Annotated in this window: 18 protein-coding genes; 8 read left to right on the top strand and 10 right to left on the bottom strand. The window is 39.2% G+C overall.

The window, feature by feature from the left end:
* Positions 1-9 precede the first annotated feature (9 nt).
* Together O3746_RS02160 and O3746_RS02155 are read left to right on the top strand one after the other, a co-directional pair.
* Positions 10-309 carry an integration host factor subunit alpha gene (locus O3746_RS02160; protein ID WP_005697518.1) on the top strand — a complete coding sequence of 100 codons (300 nt, stop codon included), beginning with the start codon at positions 10-12 and terminating at the stop codon, positions 307-309.
* Between the two features lie 47 nt (positions 310-356).
* Positions 357-842 (top strand): C40 family peptidase, encoded by a 486-nt coding sequence (locus tag O3746_RS02155; protein ID WP_005696176.1) that lies wholly within the window; start codon positions 357-359, stop codon positions 840-842.
* A gap of 42 nt (positions 843-884) precedes the next feature.
* On the opposite strand, the gene metF is transcribed toward O3746_RS02155, so the two are convergent.
* On the bottom strand, positions 885-1,775 hold the full coding sequence (gene metF / locus O3746_RS02150) for a methylenetetrahydrofolate reductase (protein ID WP_005697527.1): 891 nt from the start codon (positions 1,773-1,775) through the stop codon (positions 885-887).
* A gap of 329 nt (positions 1,776-2,104) precedes the next feature.
* On the opposite strand from metF, the gene rplM reads away from it, so the two are divergent.
* From rplM to O3746_RS02130, 4 genes are all read left to right on the top strand, one after another.
* Positions 2,105-2,533, top strand: coding sequence for a 50S ribosomal protein L13 (gene rplM, locus O3746_RS02145; RefSeq protein WP_005628896.1), 429 nt, complete (start codon positions 2,105-2,107; stop codon positions 2,531-2,533).
* Positions 2,534-2,549: 16 nt separating this feature from the next.
* Positions 2,550-2,942 carry a 30S ribosomal protein S9 gene (gene rpsI, locus O3746_RS02140; protein WP_005696173.1) on the top strand — a complete coding sequence of 131 codons (393 nt, stop codon included), beginning with the start codon at positions 2,550-2,552 and terminating at the stop codon, positions 2,940-2,942.
* Between the two features lie 230 nt (positions 2,943-3,172).
* The gene (gene sspA, locus O3746_RS02135) at positions 3,173-3,811 is read left to right on the top strand and encodes a stringent starvation protein SspA (RefSeq protein WP_005696172.1); all 639 of its coding nucleotides are present in this window, start codon (positions 3,173-3,175) and stop codon (positions 3,809-3,811) included.
* Complete coding sequence (locus O3746_RS02130) at positions 3,811-4,257, top strand: ClpXP protease specificity-enhancing factor (protein ID WP_197559384.1); 447 nt, start codon at positions 3,811-3,813, stop codon at positions 4,255-4,257. Before sspA ends, O3746_RS02130 begins: the two co-directional genes overlap by 1 nt.
* 49 nt (positions 4,258-4,306) lie before the next feature.
* On the opposite strand, the gene trpA is transcribed toward O3746_RS02130, so the two are convergent.
* The 9 genes from trpA to O3746_RS02085 form a co-directional block, all read right to left on the bottom strand.
* Complete coding sequence (gene trpA / locus O3746_RS02125) at positions 4,307-5,113, bottom strand: tryptophan synthase subunit alpha (protein WP_197559385.1); 807 nt, start codon at positions 5,111-5,113, stop codon at positions 4,307-4,309.
* A complete protein-coding gene (gene trpB, locus O3746_RS02120) occupies positions 5,113-6,309 on the bottom strand; it encodes a tryptophan synthase subunit beta (protein WP_197559386.1) in 1,197 nt (398 codons plus the stop codon). The genes trpA and trpB overlap by 1 nt, the downstream gene beginning before the upstream one ends.
* A 12-nt stretch (positions 6,310-6,321) precedes the next feature.
* Positions 6,322-7,080: an SDR family oxidoreductase gene (locus O3746_RS02115; protein ID WP_371447688.1), complete on the bottom strand. Its 759-nt coding sequence runs from the start codon at positions 7,078-7,080 to the stop codon at positions 6,322-6,324.
* Positions 7,081-7,103: 23 nt separating this feature from the next.
* Positions 7,104-8,540: a bifunctional indole-3-glycerol-phosphate synthase TrpC/phosphoribosylanthranilate isomerase TrpF gene (gene trpCF, locus O3746_RS02110; RefSeq protein ID WP_371447687.1), complete on the bottom strand. Its 1,437-nt coding sequence runs from the start codon at positions 8,538-8,540 to the stop codon at positions 7,104-7,106.
* A 41-nt stretch (positions 8,541-8,581) separates the two neighbouring features.
* Positions 8,582-9,583 (bottom strand): anthranilate phosphoribosyltransferase, encoded by a 1,002-nt coding sequence (gene trpD / locus O3746_RS02105; RefSeq protein WP_102704393.1) that lies wholly within the window; start codon positions 9,581-9,583, stop codon positions 8,582-8,584.
* 12 nt (positions 9,584-9,595) lie between these two features.
* The gene (locus O3746_RS02100) at positions 9,596-9,982 is read right to left on the bottom strand and encodes a tautomerase family protein (RefSeq protein WP_049380813.1); all 387 of its coding nucleotides are present in this window, start codon (positions 9,980-9,982) and stop codon (positions 9,596-9,598) included.
* 11 nt (positions 9,983-9,993) lie between these two features.
* A complete protein-coding gene (locus tag O3746_RS02095) occupies positions 9,994-10,578 on the bottom strand; it encodes an aminodeoxychorismate/anthranilate synthase component II (protein WP_005697516.1) in 585 nt (194 codons plus the stop codon).
* 12 nt (positions 10,579-10,590) lie between these two features.
* Complete coding sequence (trpE, locus tag O3746_RS02090) at positions 10,591-12,141, bottom strand: anthranilate synthase component I (RefSeq protein WP_371447686.1); 1,551 nt, start codon at positions 12,139-12,141, stop codon at positions 10,591-10,593.
* A 197-nt stretch (positions 12,142-12,338) separates the two neighbouring features.
* Positions 12,339-12,920, bottom strand: coding sequence for an FMN-dependent NADH-azoreductase (locus tag O3746_RS02085; protein WP_288506497.1), 582 nt, complete (start codon positions 12,918-12,920; stop codon positions 12,339-12,341).
* Positions 12,921-13,180: 260 nt separating this feature from the next.
* Between O3746_RS02085 and thrS the strand changes: the two genes are divergently transcribed.
* Complete coding sequence (gene thrS / locus O3746_RS02080; protein WP_049373418.1) at positions 13,181-15,112, top strand: threonine--tRNA ligase; 1,932 nt, start codon at positions 13,181-13,183, stop codon at positions 15,110-15,112.
* 128 nt (positions 15,113-15,240) lie between these two features.
* The gene (locus tag O3746_RS02075; RefSeq protein WP_371447685.1) at positions 15,241-16,059 is read left to right on the top strand and encodes a D-hexose-6-phosphate mutarotase; all 819 of its coding nucleotides are present in this window, start codon (positions 15,241-15,243) and stop codon (positions 16,057-16,059) included.
* Positions 16,060-16,111: the final 52 nt, after the last annotated feature.

Raw genomic sequence — 16,111 nt, 5'->3', positions numbered from 1 at the left:
GAGACTAACATGGCAACGATTACAAAAATTGATATTACTGAATACTTATTAGATAAGTATCAATTACAAAAAGCGGAAGCTAAAGCATTAGTGGAAGACTTTTTTGAGGAAATTCGTTTATCGTTAGAATCTGGTGGTGAAGTGAAATTATCCGGTTTTGGTAATTTTGAACTTCGTAATAAAGCTTCCCGTCCAGGCCGTAATCCAAAAACAGGTGAAAGTATTCCTGTTTCTGCGCGCCGTGTAGTGGCATTCAAGCCAGGGCAAAAATTACGTGCTCGTGTGGAAAATACCAAGCCAAAACAATAGTAAGAAAAGTGCGGTCGTTTTTGACCGCACTTTTGTCAGGATTGAACATGAATAAGATTAAATGTGCTTTTTTAGTCGCAGGAAGTTTTTTGCTTTTTGCTTGTTCAAGCGGTGTTCGTGAAGAGTATGCCATGAACTATAAAGGTCAGATTGGAGATCCGATTATAGCTATTGCCATGTTAAGTGAACAACAATATGAATGGGCGGGTACACCTTATGTGTTAGGTGGGCAGTCTCGTGGTGGTATTGATTGTTCTGGTTTTGTGCAAAAGACTTTTATTGATCGTTTTAATATCAACCTTCCTCGAACGACGAAAGATCAAGCGGGTTACGGAAAACTTGTTCGTAAAGAAGATATCCAAACAGGCGATTTAATTTTCTTTAAAACGGGACGCGGACCAAATGGCTATCATGTTGGGATTTATGTGAAAGAAGATAAATTTTTACACGCTTCAACTAAAGGTGGCGTGATTTATTCTTCGATGAATAGCCCTTATTGGAAAAAAGCTTTTTGGCAAGTTAGACGAGTATAGTGGAAATAAAAAAGTGCGGTTAACTTTAACCGCACTTTTTCTTTATGGATTTGTTGTAGGGCGAATGCCTAATGTATGGCAAATCGCATAAGTGAGTTCACTACGATTTAATGTGTAGAAGTGGAAGTCATTTACGCCTTCACGAGAAAGGATTTTTACCATATCCATTGCCACACTCGCCGCGACGAGATTACGAGTAGTTGGATCATCATCTAATCCTTCATATGCTTTAGCCAACCATGCTGGAATTTTTACATTCGTAAATGATGCCATTTTTTGAAGTTGTTTGAAATTAGTGACAGGTAGAATACCCGGAACAATTTCAGCCTCAATACCAATGGATGCACAGCGGTCACGGAAGCGAAGATAACTATCAATATCAAAGAAGAATTGAGTAATGACATGATTAGCGCCTGCATCAATTTTACGTTTCAAATTGATTAAATCGGCTTGTGCTGATTTTGCTTCAGGGTGAACCTCAGGGTATGCTGCAACGGAAATATCAAAATCAGCTACGGAGCGGAGTAGTTCAACTAAATCAGCCGCATAGAAAGGTTTTTTCGCATAACCTTTTGGCTCATCACCGCGTAAAGCCACAATGCGACGAATACCGCTATCCCAATAATCTTTTGCAATTTCTTTTAATTCTTCAGGTGTAGCATCAATACCCGTTAAATGTGGTGCAGCTTCTATGCCAGTTTCTGCTTTAATAGCTTTCACGATGCTATGTGTACGATCACGTTCGCCTGAGTTGGCGCCATAGGTGACGGAAACAAATTTAGGATTTAATACTTTTAAGCGATGAATGGAATCCCAAAGCATGCTTTCCATTTTTTCATTTTTAGGCGGAAAGAATTCAAAGGAGACATTGATTTTTTTGTTAGTATCAGCAAGATGTTGATTTAATGTGTTAATTTCGTTTGCGTAGCTCATAGCATGCCTTCTTACATTTTTTATTAGAATGTGCTTATCATAAGATAAGAACTAATATGCGTCAATTTCAATGATTTCATCAAAATGATGAATGAAATTAATGATTATTTATTACGCGTTGTATTTTAAAAGAAAATCAATTTATTTGCACAAAAAGTTAGCATTTTTTCTAAAAATAGGTATAATACGCCGACCCTGTAAATGCACGGATTCCCACCGTGCATTATTTTATCGAGATCACACTCGAAGGGGTGGAGATTAAGATTAATGGTTGTGTTTCAAACAATATGGAACACTGGGTATCAAACTTATATTTTGGTAATTAATTAATGAAAACTTTTGTAGCAAAACCGGAAACAGTAAAACGTGACTGGTATGTGGTAGATGCGACAGGTAAAACTTTAGGTCGTTTAGCTACTGAATTAGCACGCCGTCTTCGTGGTAAACACAAGGCTGAGTACACTCCACACGTAGATACTGGTGATTACATCATCGTTATCAACGCAGACAAAGTGGCAGTAACTGGTCGTAAAGAAACAGATAAACTTTACTACTGGCACACTGGCTATGTAGGTGGTATTAAACAAGCGACTTTCAAAGAAATGATCGCTCGCCGTCCTGAAGCGGTGATTGAAATTGCGGTTAAAGGTATGTTGCCAAAAGGTCCATTAGGCCGTGCAATGTTCCGTAAATTAAAAGTGTATGCAGGTGCAGAACACCAACACGCAGCACAACAACCACAAGTATTAGACATTTAATCACGAGGTTTAGGAAATGGCAGAGAATCAAAACTACGGCACTGGTCGCCGCAAAAGCTCTTCAGCTCGTGTATTTATCAAACCGGGCAGTGGTAAAATCACTATCAACCAACGTGAATTAGACGTATATTTCGGTCGCGAAACAGCTCGTATGATCGTACGTCAACCGTTAGAATTAGTGGAATTAACTGATAAATTAGACCTATACATCACTGTTAAAGGTGGTGGTATTTCTGGTCAAGCGGGTGCAATCCGTCACGGTATCACTCGTGCATTGATGGAATATGATGAGACTTTACGTCCTGCTCTTCGTGCAGCTGGCTTCGTTACTCGTGACGCACGTCGCGTTGAACGTAAAAAAGTTGGTTTACACAAAGCGCGTCGTCGTCCACAATACTCCAAACGTTAATTTTTTATTATCGTTTCAAGAAAGCAGAGAGAAATCTCTGCTTTTTTTATGTCTGTAAAAAACAAATTAATGAAAAATTCCCGTTCTTTGATTTTTCATTGATTGCTTATAATTAATTGATTTTAAAGGAAAAATAAGAAATTGTTAGCAATTTACCTGTCGGTTATGTTAAAATAACCGCCCATTTTTAGTAGAAGTATATAAGTTAGTTTGGATCTTCGGAGGAATAAATGTCCAATGCATCAAGTAAACGTTCAGTAATGACTCTTTTTTCAAATAAAAATGACATTTACTGCCATCAGGTAAAAATTGTTTTAGCTGAAAAAGGTGTTGCTTACGAAAACGAAGAAGTTGATCTGCAAGCATTATCAGAAGATTTAATGGAATTAAATCCTTACGGCACATTACCAACCTTGGTAGATCGTGATTTAGTGTTATTCAGCTCACGCATTATTATGGAATATCTTGATGAGCGTTTTCCACATCCTCCACTTATGCCAGTTTATCCGGTTTCTCGTGCGAAAAGCCGTCTTTTAATGTTACGTATCGAACAAGATTGGTACCCAACATTAGAAATTGCTGAAAAAGGCACGGAAGTTGAACGTGAAGAAGCATTAAAACAGCTTAAAGAAGAATTGTTAGCGGTATCGGTTATCTTCCAACAAACCCCTTATTTTATGAGTGAAGAGTTTGGCTTAGTCGATTGCTACGTTGCACCATTATTATGGAAACTACGTAATATGGGCGTGGAATTCAGTGGCACAGGAAGCAAAGCAATCAAAGGCTATATGGATCGTGTATTTAGCCGTGATTCATTCTTACAATCAGTAGGTGAAGCAGCACCTAAAAATTTAATGGATGATAAATAATGACCCACACACCATCTCCAAAACGCCCTTATTTACTAAGAGCCTATTATGATTGGCTAGTGGATAACGATTTCACTCCATATTTGGTGGTGGATGCTAATTATTATGGTACCAATGTGCCTGCGGAATACGTGAAAGATGGGCAAATCGTCTTAAATCTTTCTGCGGGAGCAACTGGGAATTTGCAATTAACCAATGATTTTATTCAGTTTAATGCACGTTTCCAAGGTGTGGCTCGTGAGTTATACATTCCGATGGGCGCAGCTTTAGCCATTTATGCTCGTGAAAATGGTGATGGCGTGATGTTTGAGCCAGAGGACATTTACGATGAGCTAAATCGTGAGCCAACATCAGAACAGCCATTAAGCTTTGCAGAAGCGGTAGATAAGCCAAAGACTGAAAAGAAACCACAGAAATCAGCATCTCATTTACGAATTGTGGATTAATAAAAGAAAAACAAAAGTGCGGTTAAAATTAACCGCACTTTTTTATTTATTATTTGGTTGCAGCTTTCATATCACGAACAAACTCAGAGAGTTCAGTTAAGCATTGAGCTTGATTATCTAAATTTCGCTCGATGATTTTTACCGTTGCAGAGCCTGAAATAGCTCCCGCTGCACCTAGTTGAAGGGCTTCTTTCACTTGAGCTGGTTGAGCAATACCAAAACCTTGTAGAATTGGTGGCGCCTTGTGGGCTTTAAGTTGTTCTACAAGTGTATCTAAGTTTGCGGCATGAGCTTGATTCTCTGCACTTGTTACACCCGCACGAGAAACTAAATAGGTATAGCCTTCGCTGTTTTCAGCAACACCTTGTACGGTTTTGGCATCCGCATTTGGTGGGCAAATAAAGACAGGTTGAATGCCATGCTTTTTAGCAGCTTGAACATAGTCTTCTTTTGCTAATAGTGGAATATCTGCCACTAAAACCGCATCTACGCCGACTTCTGCACAACGTTGATAGAAATTATCTAAGCCTTTCGCAAAAATTAAATTTGCACAAAGGAGTAAACTAATCGGAATTTCTGGATATTTTGACCGCACTTTAGCGAGTAATTTAAAGCTATCCTCAGTGCTATGACCCGCATTAAGGGCTCGGTTATTGGCAGCTTGAATAACAGGACCGTCTAATAGCGGATCAGAAAATGGAAAGCCTAATTCCAAAGCATCTGCGCCATTTTCGACTAAAGTGCAAATAATCTCAAAAGAGCGATCAAATGTTGGATCGCATAATGTAACGAAAGGTACAAAAGCCCCTTCTTTTTTCGCTGCAAGTTCTGCAAATTTAGTTTCAAAGCGGCTCATTATTGCATTCCTTTTTCTTTTAAAACTTTATCAACGGTGAAAATATCTTTATCACCACGACCAGAGAGATTCACCACTAAAATTTGTTCTTTATTCGGTTCTTGATGAATCATTTTTAGCGCATGCGCTAATGCGTGGGAGCTTTCCAATGCAGGAATAATCCCTTCATGTTTTGCTAACGTTTGGAAAGCATTTAATGCTTCATCATCAGTGATACTTGGGTATTCTGCACGACCAATACTTTGCAAATAAGCATGTTGAGGCCCTACAGAAGGGAAGTCTAATCCAGCAGAAATAGAGTAGGATTCTTCTACTTGACCATCTTCCGTTTGCATTAAAGGTGATTTCATACCGAAATAAATGCCCACTTTTGCATGGCCTAATGGTGCACCATGTTCACCACTTTCGATGCCATGACCTGCAGGTTCTACACCAATCAAGCGTACTCCTTTTTCATCAATAAAATCAGTAAACATACCAATTGCATTCGAACCACCACCAACTGCCGCGATGACAGCATCCGGTAAACGGCCTTCTTTTTCTAAAATTTGACGTTTAGTTTCTTCACCAATCATTTTTTGGAATTCACGTACAATGGTTGGGAATGGATGAGGGCCTGCAGCTGTACCCAATAAATAATGGGTGTTTTCATAGTTGGCTGACCAATCACGCATGGCTTCACAACATGCATCTTTCAATGAGCAAGAACCTTTTTGTACAGGAATCACCTCTGCGCCCATCAAACGCATACGGAAGACGTTTGGTGATTGACGTTCTACGTCTTTTGCACCCATATAAACACGACAAGGCATATCTAACATTGCACAAGCAAGAGCTGTTGCTACGCCATGTTGGCCGGCACCGGTTTCGGCGATAATGCGCGTTTTCCCCATGCGTTTTGCTAATAAAATTTGACCTAACACTTGGTTGGTTTTATGGGCACCACCGTGAAGTAAATCTTCACGTTTTAAATAAATTTTTGCTTTTGTCCCTTTGGTTAAATTACGGCAAAGGGTAAGGGCGGTAGGTCTGCCTGCATAATTTTTAAGTAAATCTTGAAATTCACGTTGGAATTCCGGATCGTCTTTTGCTTCAACAAAGGCTTTTTCTAGCTGTTGTAGTACTGGTACGAGAATTTCCGGTACATACATTCCGCCAAATTCACCGAAATAAGGATTTAAAAGGGTTTCTGACATAATATTTCCTTGTTATTTTTGAATTCTTGCGACATTAAGTGGTGCAAAGGTTTGTGCAGTAGGCATCACTTCAATGCGATTAATATTGACATGTTCAGGTTGTTGATTGAGCCATAAAACAATATTAGCAATATCTTGTGGACTGACATATTCCACATTTTCATAGAGTTTTTCTGCTCGGGCATTATCACCTTTAAAACGGACATTCGAAAATTCAGTTCCACCACAAAGACCAGGCTCTACATTGGTCACGCGAATTTGTGTGCCTGCAAGATCAGCTCGAAGATTTAAACTAAATTGTTTGATAAAAGCTTTAGTACCACCGTATATATTGCCACCTGGATAAGGATAAGTACCTGCAATTGAGCCTAAATTAATAATATGGCCTGAATTACGTTCTACCATTTGTGGTAACACAAGACGTGTGATAGTGACGAGTCCTTTAATATTGGTATCAATCATTTGCATCCAATCGTCTAAACTCGCTTTATCGGCACTTTCTAAGCCTAATGCTAATCCTGCATTATTCACCAATAAATCAATGGATTGCCAACTAGCGGGAAGAGAATGGAACGCATCTTCTGTTGCTTGGCGATCTGAAATATCAAAGGCAAGAAAATGGAAGTTATCACCTAATTCTTGTTGTAATTGTTCCAAACGAGCTACACGGCGTCCCGTGCCAATTACACGATAGCCATTTTCAATGAGTGTGCGACAAATTGCCGCACCAAATCCGGCAGTTGCGCCAGTTACTAACGCTGTTCTTTGCATAATACTTCCCCTTAGCAATCAGATTAATTTGACAAAATCGTCTTAAAAACTGACCGCACTTTTTCGCTATCTTTCACGCCAGCGGCAGTTTCTACACCAGAATTGAGATCAACCCCTAGGCAACCTTGCTTAATGGCTTGTTCAATATTGTCAGATGAAATGCCACCCGCCAAAATAATTTTGTGTTTCAAGTTTTCAGGAATGAGTGACCAATTAAAGGTTTTTCCTGTGCCACCTTGTTGATTAGCGGATTGGCTATCAAAAATATAGCGAGCGATATTTAAATCATCAGTAAAATCAACCGCACTTTGTGCCTCAGTATTCACCGAAATGACTTTCCAAATTTGAGTTTCCTCAGGCAGTTGGTGATGAAGTGCGGTAATAAATTCAGCAGTTTCTGAACCGTGTAGCTGAATCGCATAAAGCTGCAATTGTTTAGCAATTTTCACAATAAAATCAATTTCTTGATTCTGGAACACGCCCACAAAGCGAAGTGGTGATGCTGTCACTAATTCTTGAGCTTGACGTAGGCTCACACAGCGTTTTGAATGTTCGACGAAAATTAAGCCGCCGTATAATGCTCCATTTGCGTAAACCTCTTTGACATCTTGCGTGCGAGTTAAACCGCATACTTTATTTTCTCCAAAAATCACTTCACGCACAGCATTATTTAAATCTGCGCTGCCCATTAGGCTACTGCCGATTAAAAAGCCATGTGCCACTTTTTGCAAATCACGAATTTGACTGTGATTATAAATCCCTGATTCGCTGATAATACGTGCATCAGAGGGGATACGATCGGCATATTTTTGTGTGAGTTCTACCACGCGGTTTAAATCAACAGTGAGATCGTGAAGATTACGATTGTTGACGCCGATAATTTTTGCACCTAATGCAAGGGCTCGCTCAAACTCTTCTTCGTTGCTGGTTTCCGTCAATACGCCCATGCCAAGAGAATGTGCCAGATCAGCCAGTATGCGATAGGTTTCATCATTCACCACTGAAAGCATCAATAAAATAGCATCAGCTTGATAGTAGCGCGCAAGATACACCTGATATTCGCTGATCATAAAATCTTTGCACAATACAGGTTGTGAGACAACGTCACGTACTTGCGGCAAATAATCAAATTTACCTTGGAAGTATTTCTCATCCGTTAGCACAGAAACAGCCGACGCATAATGTTTATACACATTGGCGATTTCGTCTAAATTAAATTCATCACGAATTAATCCTTTAGAAGGGGAAGCTTTCTTACATTCCAAAATATAAGCAGGCTTTTGATGGGTGCCTTTAGTCAACGCATCATAAAAAGAGCGGTCAGATTTTTGAATGTTTTCTTTAAATTGTGAAAGCGGAAATTCAGCTTCCTTTGCTTTAACCCATTGCGCTTTGTCTAAGACGATTTTTTGCAGTACCGTAGCAGAGTCAATGGGTTTAGTGAAATCTTGCGTGATCATAATCTTTCTTCTTATTGTGGCTTATCAAATCAGCCTTTATCTTAATATTTTGTTAAATGTTGTAATGTATCAAACGCTTTGCCTGATACAAGATGAGCCAATACATTTTGAACATTTTGTTTTAAGTCATCATGACCAAATAATTTCAACAATAATGCCACATTCGCCGCTACCGCATTAGCGTGTTCAGTTTTACCTTTACCTTGTAAAAGTGCGGTCAGATATTGGGCATTTTCTTGCGGTTCGCCACCACGTAAACTTTCTAAAGATTGTGTTTTTAAACCAAAATCTTCAGGCGTTAAGGTGAAGTAGTCAATTTTACCGTTTTTAATTTCAGCCACTTGGGTTTCGCCGTGTACCGCGACTTCATCAAGACCTGCACCATGCACAACAAAAGTATGTTGATGGCCTAATGCAACAGCCGTTTCTGCATAGGTTTTCACTAATTCAGGGGCATATACGCCAAGCAAATGATAAGTTGGTCGAGCAGGGTTAATTAATGGACCTAAAATATTAAAAAGCGTACGTGTTTTTAATGCCGCTCGAACAGGGGCTACATGCTTAAACCCACTGTGATATTGTTGCGCAAATAAGAAGCATACGCCAATATCATCAAGTGCTTGACGAGCTTGTTCAGGCGTGACGTTGACATTCACACCTAGTGCAGTTAATACATCACTGGCACCTGATTTGCTTGATACACTGCGGTTACCGTGTTTTGCTACTTTGGCACCCATAGAGGCTGCAACAATAGCACTCGCAGTAGAAATATTAATTGTGTTTTGACCATCACCACCAGTACCCACAATATCCACAAAAGGGTAGTCAGGACGAGGGAATGATTTGGCATTTTGTAAAGATGCCGATACCGCACCACTTAACTCATCAATAGTGGCACCACGTACTTTTAACGCAATCAGCATGGCAGCAATTTGTTCATTATTGAGTTCGCCTTGCATAATGGCATTAAAAATGACCGCACTTTCTTCTTTGTTAAGTGTTTTTCCGTTGTAAAGTTGTTCTAATAATTGAGCCGTTTGCATAATCAATCTTCCTTATACGTTAAGATCATAGACTAAGTCTCGAGCTTCATCACCAGTCATACCTCGGAAGCCCCAACAATGAGCCGGTTGTTCCTTAATGGTGATTTCCACATCATAGGATTTAATACCTATTTTGTATTCCAATTCGCTAAATAGCATTTTGATCAAACGTTTTTTAGTTCCTTCTAAACGTCCCTGCATAAGATTAATTTCGATTGCGATATAGTTTTCGCTACGATCTTCTGGATAGAAAAAATCTTCTTTATCCAAACACTCGAATCGAATTGTATGCTTGCCATGCGGAATATCCAAGCCTAAATTAAGGCTGTCATAAATGGCCTTAGCAATAGCTTTACGACGAGGGGTAAGGGTTTCTTTTAATCCATATACGGTAATCATTTTTTTCTTCCTTAATCTCTGTTTAATAACCATTCCACAGATTGTTGTAATAATTTCGAACCTTGCACAGTAAGGATGCTTTCTGGGTGGAATTGGAAAGCACAAATTGGCAAGGTTTTATGACGAATCGCCATCACAATACCATTGTAATCTGCATTAACAATAAATTCGTCAGGCAGATTTTTACCCATTAAAGAGTGATAACGTGCCACTGGCATTGGGTTGGCAATGTCTTTAAACATGGCTTGGTTATCGTGTTGAATGCGCGATACTTTACCATGTAATACTTCGCCTGCATGTACAACCTCTCCACCAAAGGCTTGAATAAGCGCTTGATGGCCCAAGCAAATCCCGATAATTGGCACATCATTTTTTAAACGTTCAATGAGCGGGAGTAAGATACCCGCTTCAGCCGGAGTACCTGGTCCTGGAGAGAGCGCAAGAATTGTATCGGGTGTATTTAATGCTTCTTGTACCACTTGTTCTAAATTGGTGTCATTACGATAAATTTTTACGTTATGCCCAAGCACACGGAATTGATCCACTAAGTTATACGTGAATGAATCGAAATTATCTAAAAAGAGAATATTAGCCATAATTTATCGTCCTTATTTTGCTTGGGTATTGATTTGTTTGATTGCTTTAAGCACCGCAGCCGCTTTATGGCGAGTTTCATCCGCTTCCATTTGAGGATCTGAATCTAATACTTCACCACAACCTGCTTGAATATGGGCAATGCCATTTTGTACAAAGGCAGAACGAATCACGATACAGGTATCAAAACGGCCGTCAGAGGTGAGATAACCGACCGCACCACCATAGCTATGACGTTTTTGCTGTTCAAATTGATAGATTAACTGCATGGCTTTGATTTTTGGCGCACCAGTTAACGTCCCCATATTCATACAAGCTTGATAAGCGTGTAAGGCATCAAGTTCAGGACGAAGTTTACCCACTACGCGAGAAACCAAATGCATGATGTGCGAATAGCGATCTACTTGCATTAATTCAGCGACTTTACGTGTACCGCTTTGGCACACGCGAGCAATGTCATTACGTGCTAAATCTACCAACATTAAATGTTCGGCTTGCTCTTTATGATCAAGACGTAGTTCTAATTCCAAACGCGCATCCAATTCAGGGTCAATATTGCCATGGGCATCAAAACCACGTGGGCGAGAACCTGCAATTGGGTAAATTTCTAATTGACGATTATCTGGTGCATATTTCAACGCACTTTCTGGTGATGCACCGAATAAAATGAAATCCTCATCGTTCATGTAGAACATATAAGGGCTTGGATTGTTATGTTTTAATTGTGCATAGCTCGCAAGGGTATTCGGGCAAGCTAATGAAAAACGGCGAGATGGCACAATTTGGAACACATCACCAATATTAATATGATGTTTTAATGCTTTGACAATGCCGATAAATTCAGGATCTTCAAAGTTGGTGTTGACCTCATCACTTGCTGCTTTAATGGAAAGTACGCCATCAATATTTCTTAATTTTTGTGCAATAGAAAGTGCGGTTTTCGCGACTTCCACTTGCTCTTCTTGGCTAAAACAGAAGCTTTTTAATGTAGCTTGTTGGCTTTGGTGATCGATGGTGATTAAGTTTTCTGCGAGATAGAAACTGTAATCTGGGCAGTTAATGCCATCATCTTTTAATTCAACACCTTGCATTGGAATAAAATTTGCCACCAAATCATAAGCAAATAAACCACCTAAAAAGACTGGTGTGCTGCTATGTTGATAATGGTTAGAAATTACACGAAGTCCATCAAAAATGGTTGCAGCTTGTAATTTGCTGTCTTCATCTAATTGATTGTCGAGCGGCGCGAATTGTACAGAAAATTCATTCTCAAAATTAACCACACTTACGGTACCAAGTTGGCTTAATACAGGATGAATTTCGTTTAACACTTGTTTTCCGTTCGCATTCAATGCTCTAAAGGTCACCTGATTGCCTAAACAAGTAATTTTAACGGCAGCATTAATTAGAATAAGGCTCTGTAAGCTATTTTTACTACCAATTTCTGCAGAGTCGAGGAGGAGAGAATTTGAGTTCTGTTGGCATAATGTATTAAAAATTGCGGTGGTGTCGGCATGGTAGGGAACCGGTTGAGAGGTCACCGCAATAAATGGGATGTTTTTCATAATGAATCCTTTATTCTGAACTTTTGCACTATTAAACTAGTACATGATGCGTAAGTCAAGAAAATAATCAAAAAATTGGCGTAATTTTACAATATTTTTTTAATTTTTAACCAAAGATATTAAAAATAGAGAAAGTTGATTAGAAAAAAGCCATTTTGAGGCATATCTCAAAATGGCTTATCTGGGGATTTTAGTAATTAGAGAGATGCAACAATCTCATCAATTTTATTTCTTGCTGAACGTTGTGCTTTTTCAATCGCTTCAGCACCTAATCCGATACCTTTTGCATAAGCAAACTGAACATCGGTAATACCAACAAAACCTAAAATGGCTTTTAAGTAATTTGTCACGTTATTGTTTTCATCATACATGCCACCAAAGCTTGCTAACACAATCGCTTTTTTACCTTGAAGTAAACCCTCAGGGCCATTTGCAGTGTATTGGAAAGTTACACGAGGGCGTGCAATAAAATCAAAATAAGATTTAAGTTGTGTTGGGATACCTAAGTTATACATTGGCGCACCAATTACAATAATATCTGCTGCTTTTAATTCAGCTACTAACTCATCAGATAAGGCTAAAAGAGCATTTTCTTCTGCTGTTTTAGGTTCGCCACGTACTGCAGTTGCCGCTGTTGCATCAAAATGGGGAAGGGGTTGCGCCGCTAAATCACGTACCACAATGTTGTGACCTTTTAATTTTTCAATGGTGTAATCGGCTAATTTATTGCTTTGAGAGTTATCTGCAAGGATGCTGGATTTTAATACTAATACGTTCATAGAGTTTCCTTTAATTTGTGTCTATCAAAAGTGCGGTCATTTTATCGGAAATTTTGAATAGATAAAGTAGCTATCAGGAAAATCATTATTTACTCATTGGAAAGAATTCAGCGAGATATTAACAAGTGTGGTGGAAAGTGCTAAAATTCTCCGCCGCACTTGGTTTGCTCGATAGTGGGAGTGAATGAAAGTGCGGTTTGTTTTTAATCATTATTTGCATGTTGCCTTTCGTATGGGCGACCACTGTATAAGGAAAAATTATGCCTATTATTACTTTACCGGACGGTTCTAAACGTGAATTTGATCGTCCAGTTTCGGTGTTAGAAGTGGCTCAAGATATCGGAGCCGGTCTTGCCAAAGCAACTATCGCGGGCCGTGTAAACGGTGAACGTCGTGATGCCTGTGACATCATCAATGAAGATGCCAACCTTGAAATTATTACGGCAAAAGATGAAGACGGTTTAGAAATTATTCGTCACTCTTGCGCACACTTGCTTGGTCACGCAATCAAACAATTATTTCCAGATGTCAAAATGGCAATCGGTCCAACGATTGAAAATGGCTTCTATTATGACGTGGATTTAGACCGTTCTTTAACGCAAGAAGACATTGATGCTATCGAAAAACGTATGCTTGAATTGGCGAAAACCAATTATGACGTCATCAAAACTCCGGTAAGCTGGCAAGAAGCAAGAGATACTTTTGAAAAACGCGGCGAGCCATACAAAATGGCTATCTTAGATGAAAATATCGAACGTACCGCAACGCCTGCGCTTTATCATCATGAAGAATATATTGATATGTGTCGTGGGCCACATGTGCCAAATATGCGTTTCTGCCAACACTTCAAATTAATGAAGGTTGCTGGTGCGTACTGGCGTGGTGATAGCAAAAATAAAATGTTACAACGTATCTACGGTACGGCTTGGGCAGATAAAAAACAATTAGCGGAATACTTAACTCGCTTAGAAGAAGCGGCAAAACGTGACCACCGTAAAATCGGTAAAGCGTTAGATTTATACCATATGCAAGAAGAAGCACCGGGTATGGTGTTCTGGCATAACGATGGTTGGACAATTTTCCGTGAATTGGAAACCTTCGTACGTACTAAATTAAAAGAATACGATTATCAAGAAGTGAAAGGTCCGTTCATGATGGATCGTGTGTTATGGGAAAAAACAGGTCACTGGCAAAACTACGGCGATTTGATGTTTACTACACAATCAGAAAACCGTGAATATGCGATTAAACCAATGAATTGCCCAGGACACGTTCAAATCTTTAACCAAGGTTTAAAATCTTACCGTGATTTACCAATCCGTATGGCAGAATTTGGTTCTTGTCACCGTAACGAACCATCAGGTTCTTTACACGGTTTAATGCGTGTACGTGGCTTCACTCAAGATGATGCACACATTTTCTGTACTGAAGACCAAATTGAAAGTGAAGTAACCAGCTGTATTAAAATGGTTTACGACATTTACAGCACGTTCGGTTTCCAAAATATTCAGGTGAAATTATCCACTCGTCCTGAAAAACGTATCGGTGCAGATGATATGTGGGATCGTGCAGAAGCGGGTCTAGCAGCAGCATTAGCGCATAACGGTCTTGAATATGAAATTCAAGAAGGTGAAGGTGCATTCTATGGGCCGAAAATTGAGTTTGCATTACGCGACTGTTTAGATCGTGAATGGCAATGCGGTACTATCCAATTAGACTTTGCATTACCTGGTCGTCTAAATGCGTCTTATGTTGCAGAAGACAATGATCGTCGCACACCGGTTATGATTCACCGTGCGATTTTAGGTTCAATTGAGCGTTTCATCGGTATCATTACTGAAGAGTATGCGGGTTTCTTCCCTGCATGGTTAGCACCAGTTCAAGCGATTGTGATGAACATTACAGATAGCCAAGCGGATTACGTGCAAAAAGTAGTGAAACAACTTTCTGATGCTGGATTACGTGTTAAAGCAGATTTACGTAATGAGAAAGTCGGCTTCAAGATCCGCGAACATACCTTACGTCGCGTGCCTTATATGCTCGTTTGCGGTGATAAAGAAATCGCTGAAGGCAAAGTGGCTGTACGTACCCGTAAAGGTGCAGATTTAGGTACTTTCACGATTGAAGAATTTGCTGAAATCTTGAAATCCCAAGTAAGACAACGTGAGTTGAAATTGTTGGGTGAAGAGTAATTGACTCTTTAAAATCTTAATTAAAAATGACCGCACTTTGATGTGCGGTTTTTTTTATATTCACGGTATAAAAATAAACTCAAGTATCTCTTTCTTCTATATAATAGCTTTATCACAAGGAGGCGAATATGACAGATCAAATTCAACAATTAACACCAGAATTAACGTTAGAACATATCAATGAAATTCCTGTTTTAATCTTAAATCATCCAGTAGGAACGGCTCGAATTGCATTACAAGGGGCGCAGCTATTAAATTGGCAACCTAAAGGGGCTGAGCAGGATATTTTTTGGTTAAGTGAGATTGAACCTTTCACACAAGGTGTGGCAATTCGCGGCGGTGTGCCGATTTGTTACCCTTGGTTTGGAGGCGTTAAACAACCTTCACACGGTACAGCGCGTTTATGTTTGTGGCAATTAAGTGATTATGATCTGCAAGCGAATAAAGTGCGGTTAGAATTTTCGCTCTTTTCTGAATATGGTGTGATTGAAGCCAAAATGAAAATGGAATTTACCGATAAATGCACAATGACTTTAACGCATTTAGGGCAAGAACCAGCTCAAGCGGCATTACACAGTTATTTTAATATTAGTGATATTTCACAAATTGAAGTCCAAAATTTACCAAGTCGTTGCTATGACTCATTACAAGGTAAACATACAGACGTTCCTTCAACACGCAGAATAGAACAAGGTGTGGATTGTATTTATACATTAGAGGAAGATAAAACATTCTTAGTGGATAAGGCATTTAATCGACATATTCAAATTACCCATCATCATGCAGATTCAATTGTGCTATGGAATCCTTGGGAAAAAACGCCAAGTGCAATGAAAGCAGATGGATATAGAAATATGGTGTGTATTGAAACCGCAAGATTAGAGAACTTACTTCAATTTGGTGAAAGTATTTCTGCAGAAATAAGTGCTTTAACTACTGATATTTAAAGGAATAGAAATCCTTGTTGCATAAACGTGGCAAATACTATAAAATTTTGCC

Origin of the sequence: Haemophilus sp. 27098_8_127 (assembly GCF_041433495.1) — a bacterium.
GTDB lineage: Bacteria > Pseudomonadota > Gammaproteobacteria > Enterobacterales > Pasteurellaceae > Haemophilus_D.
Note: the sequence above shows the minus strand (reverse complement) of the source record. Positions and strands in the feature narration are given on the sequence as shown.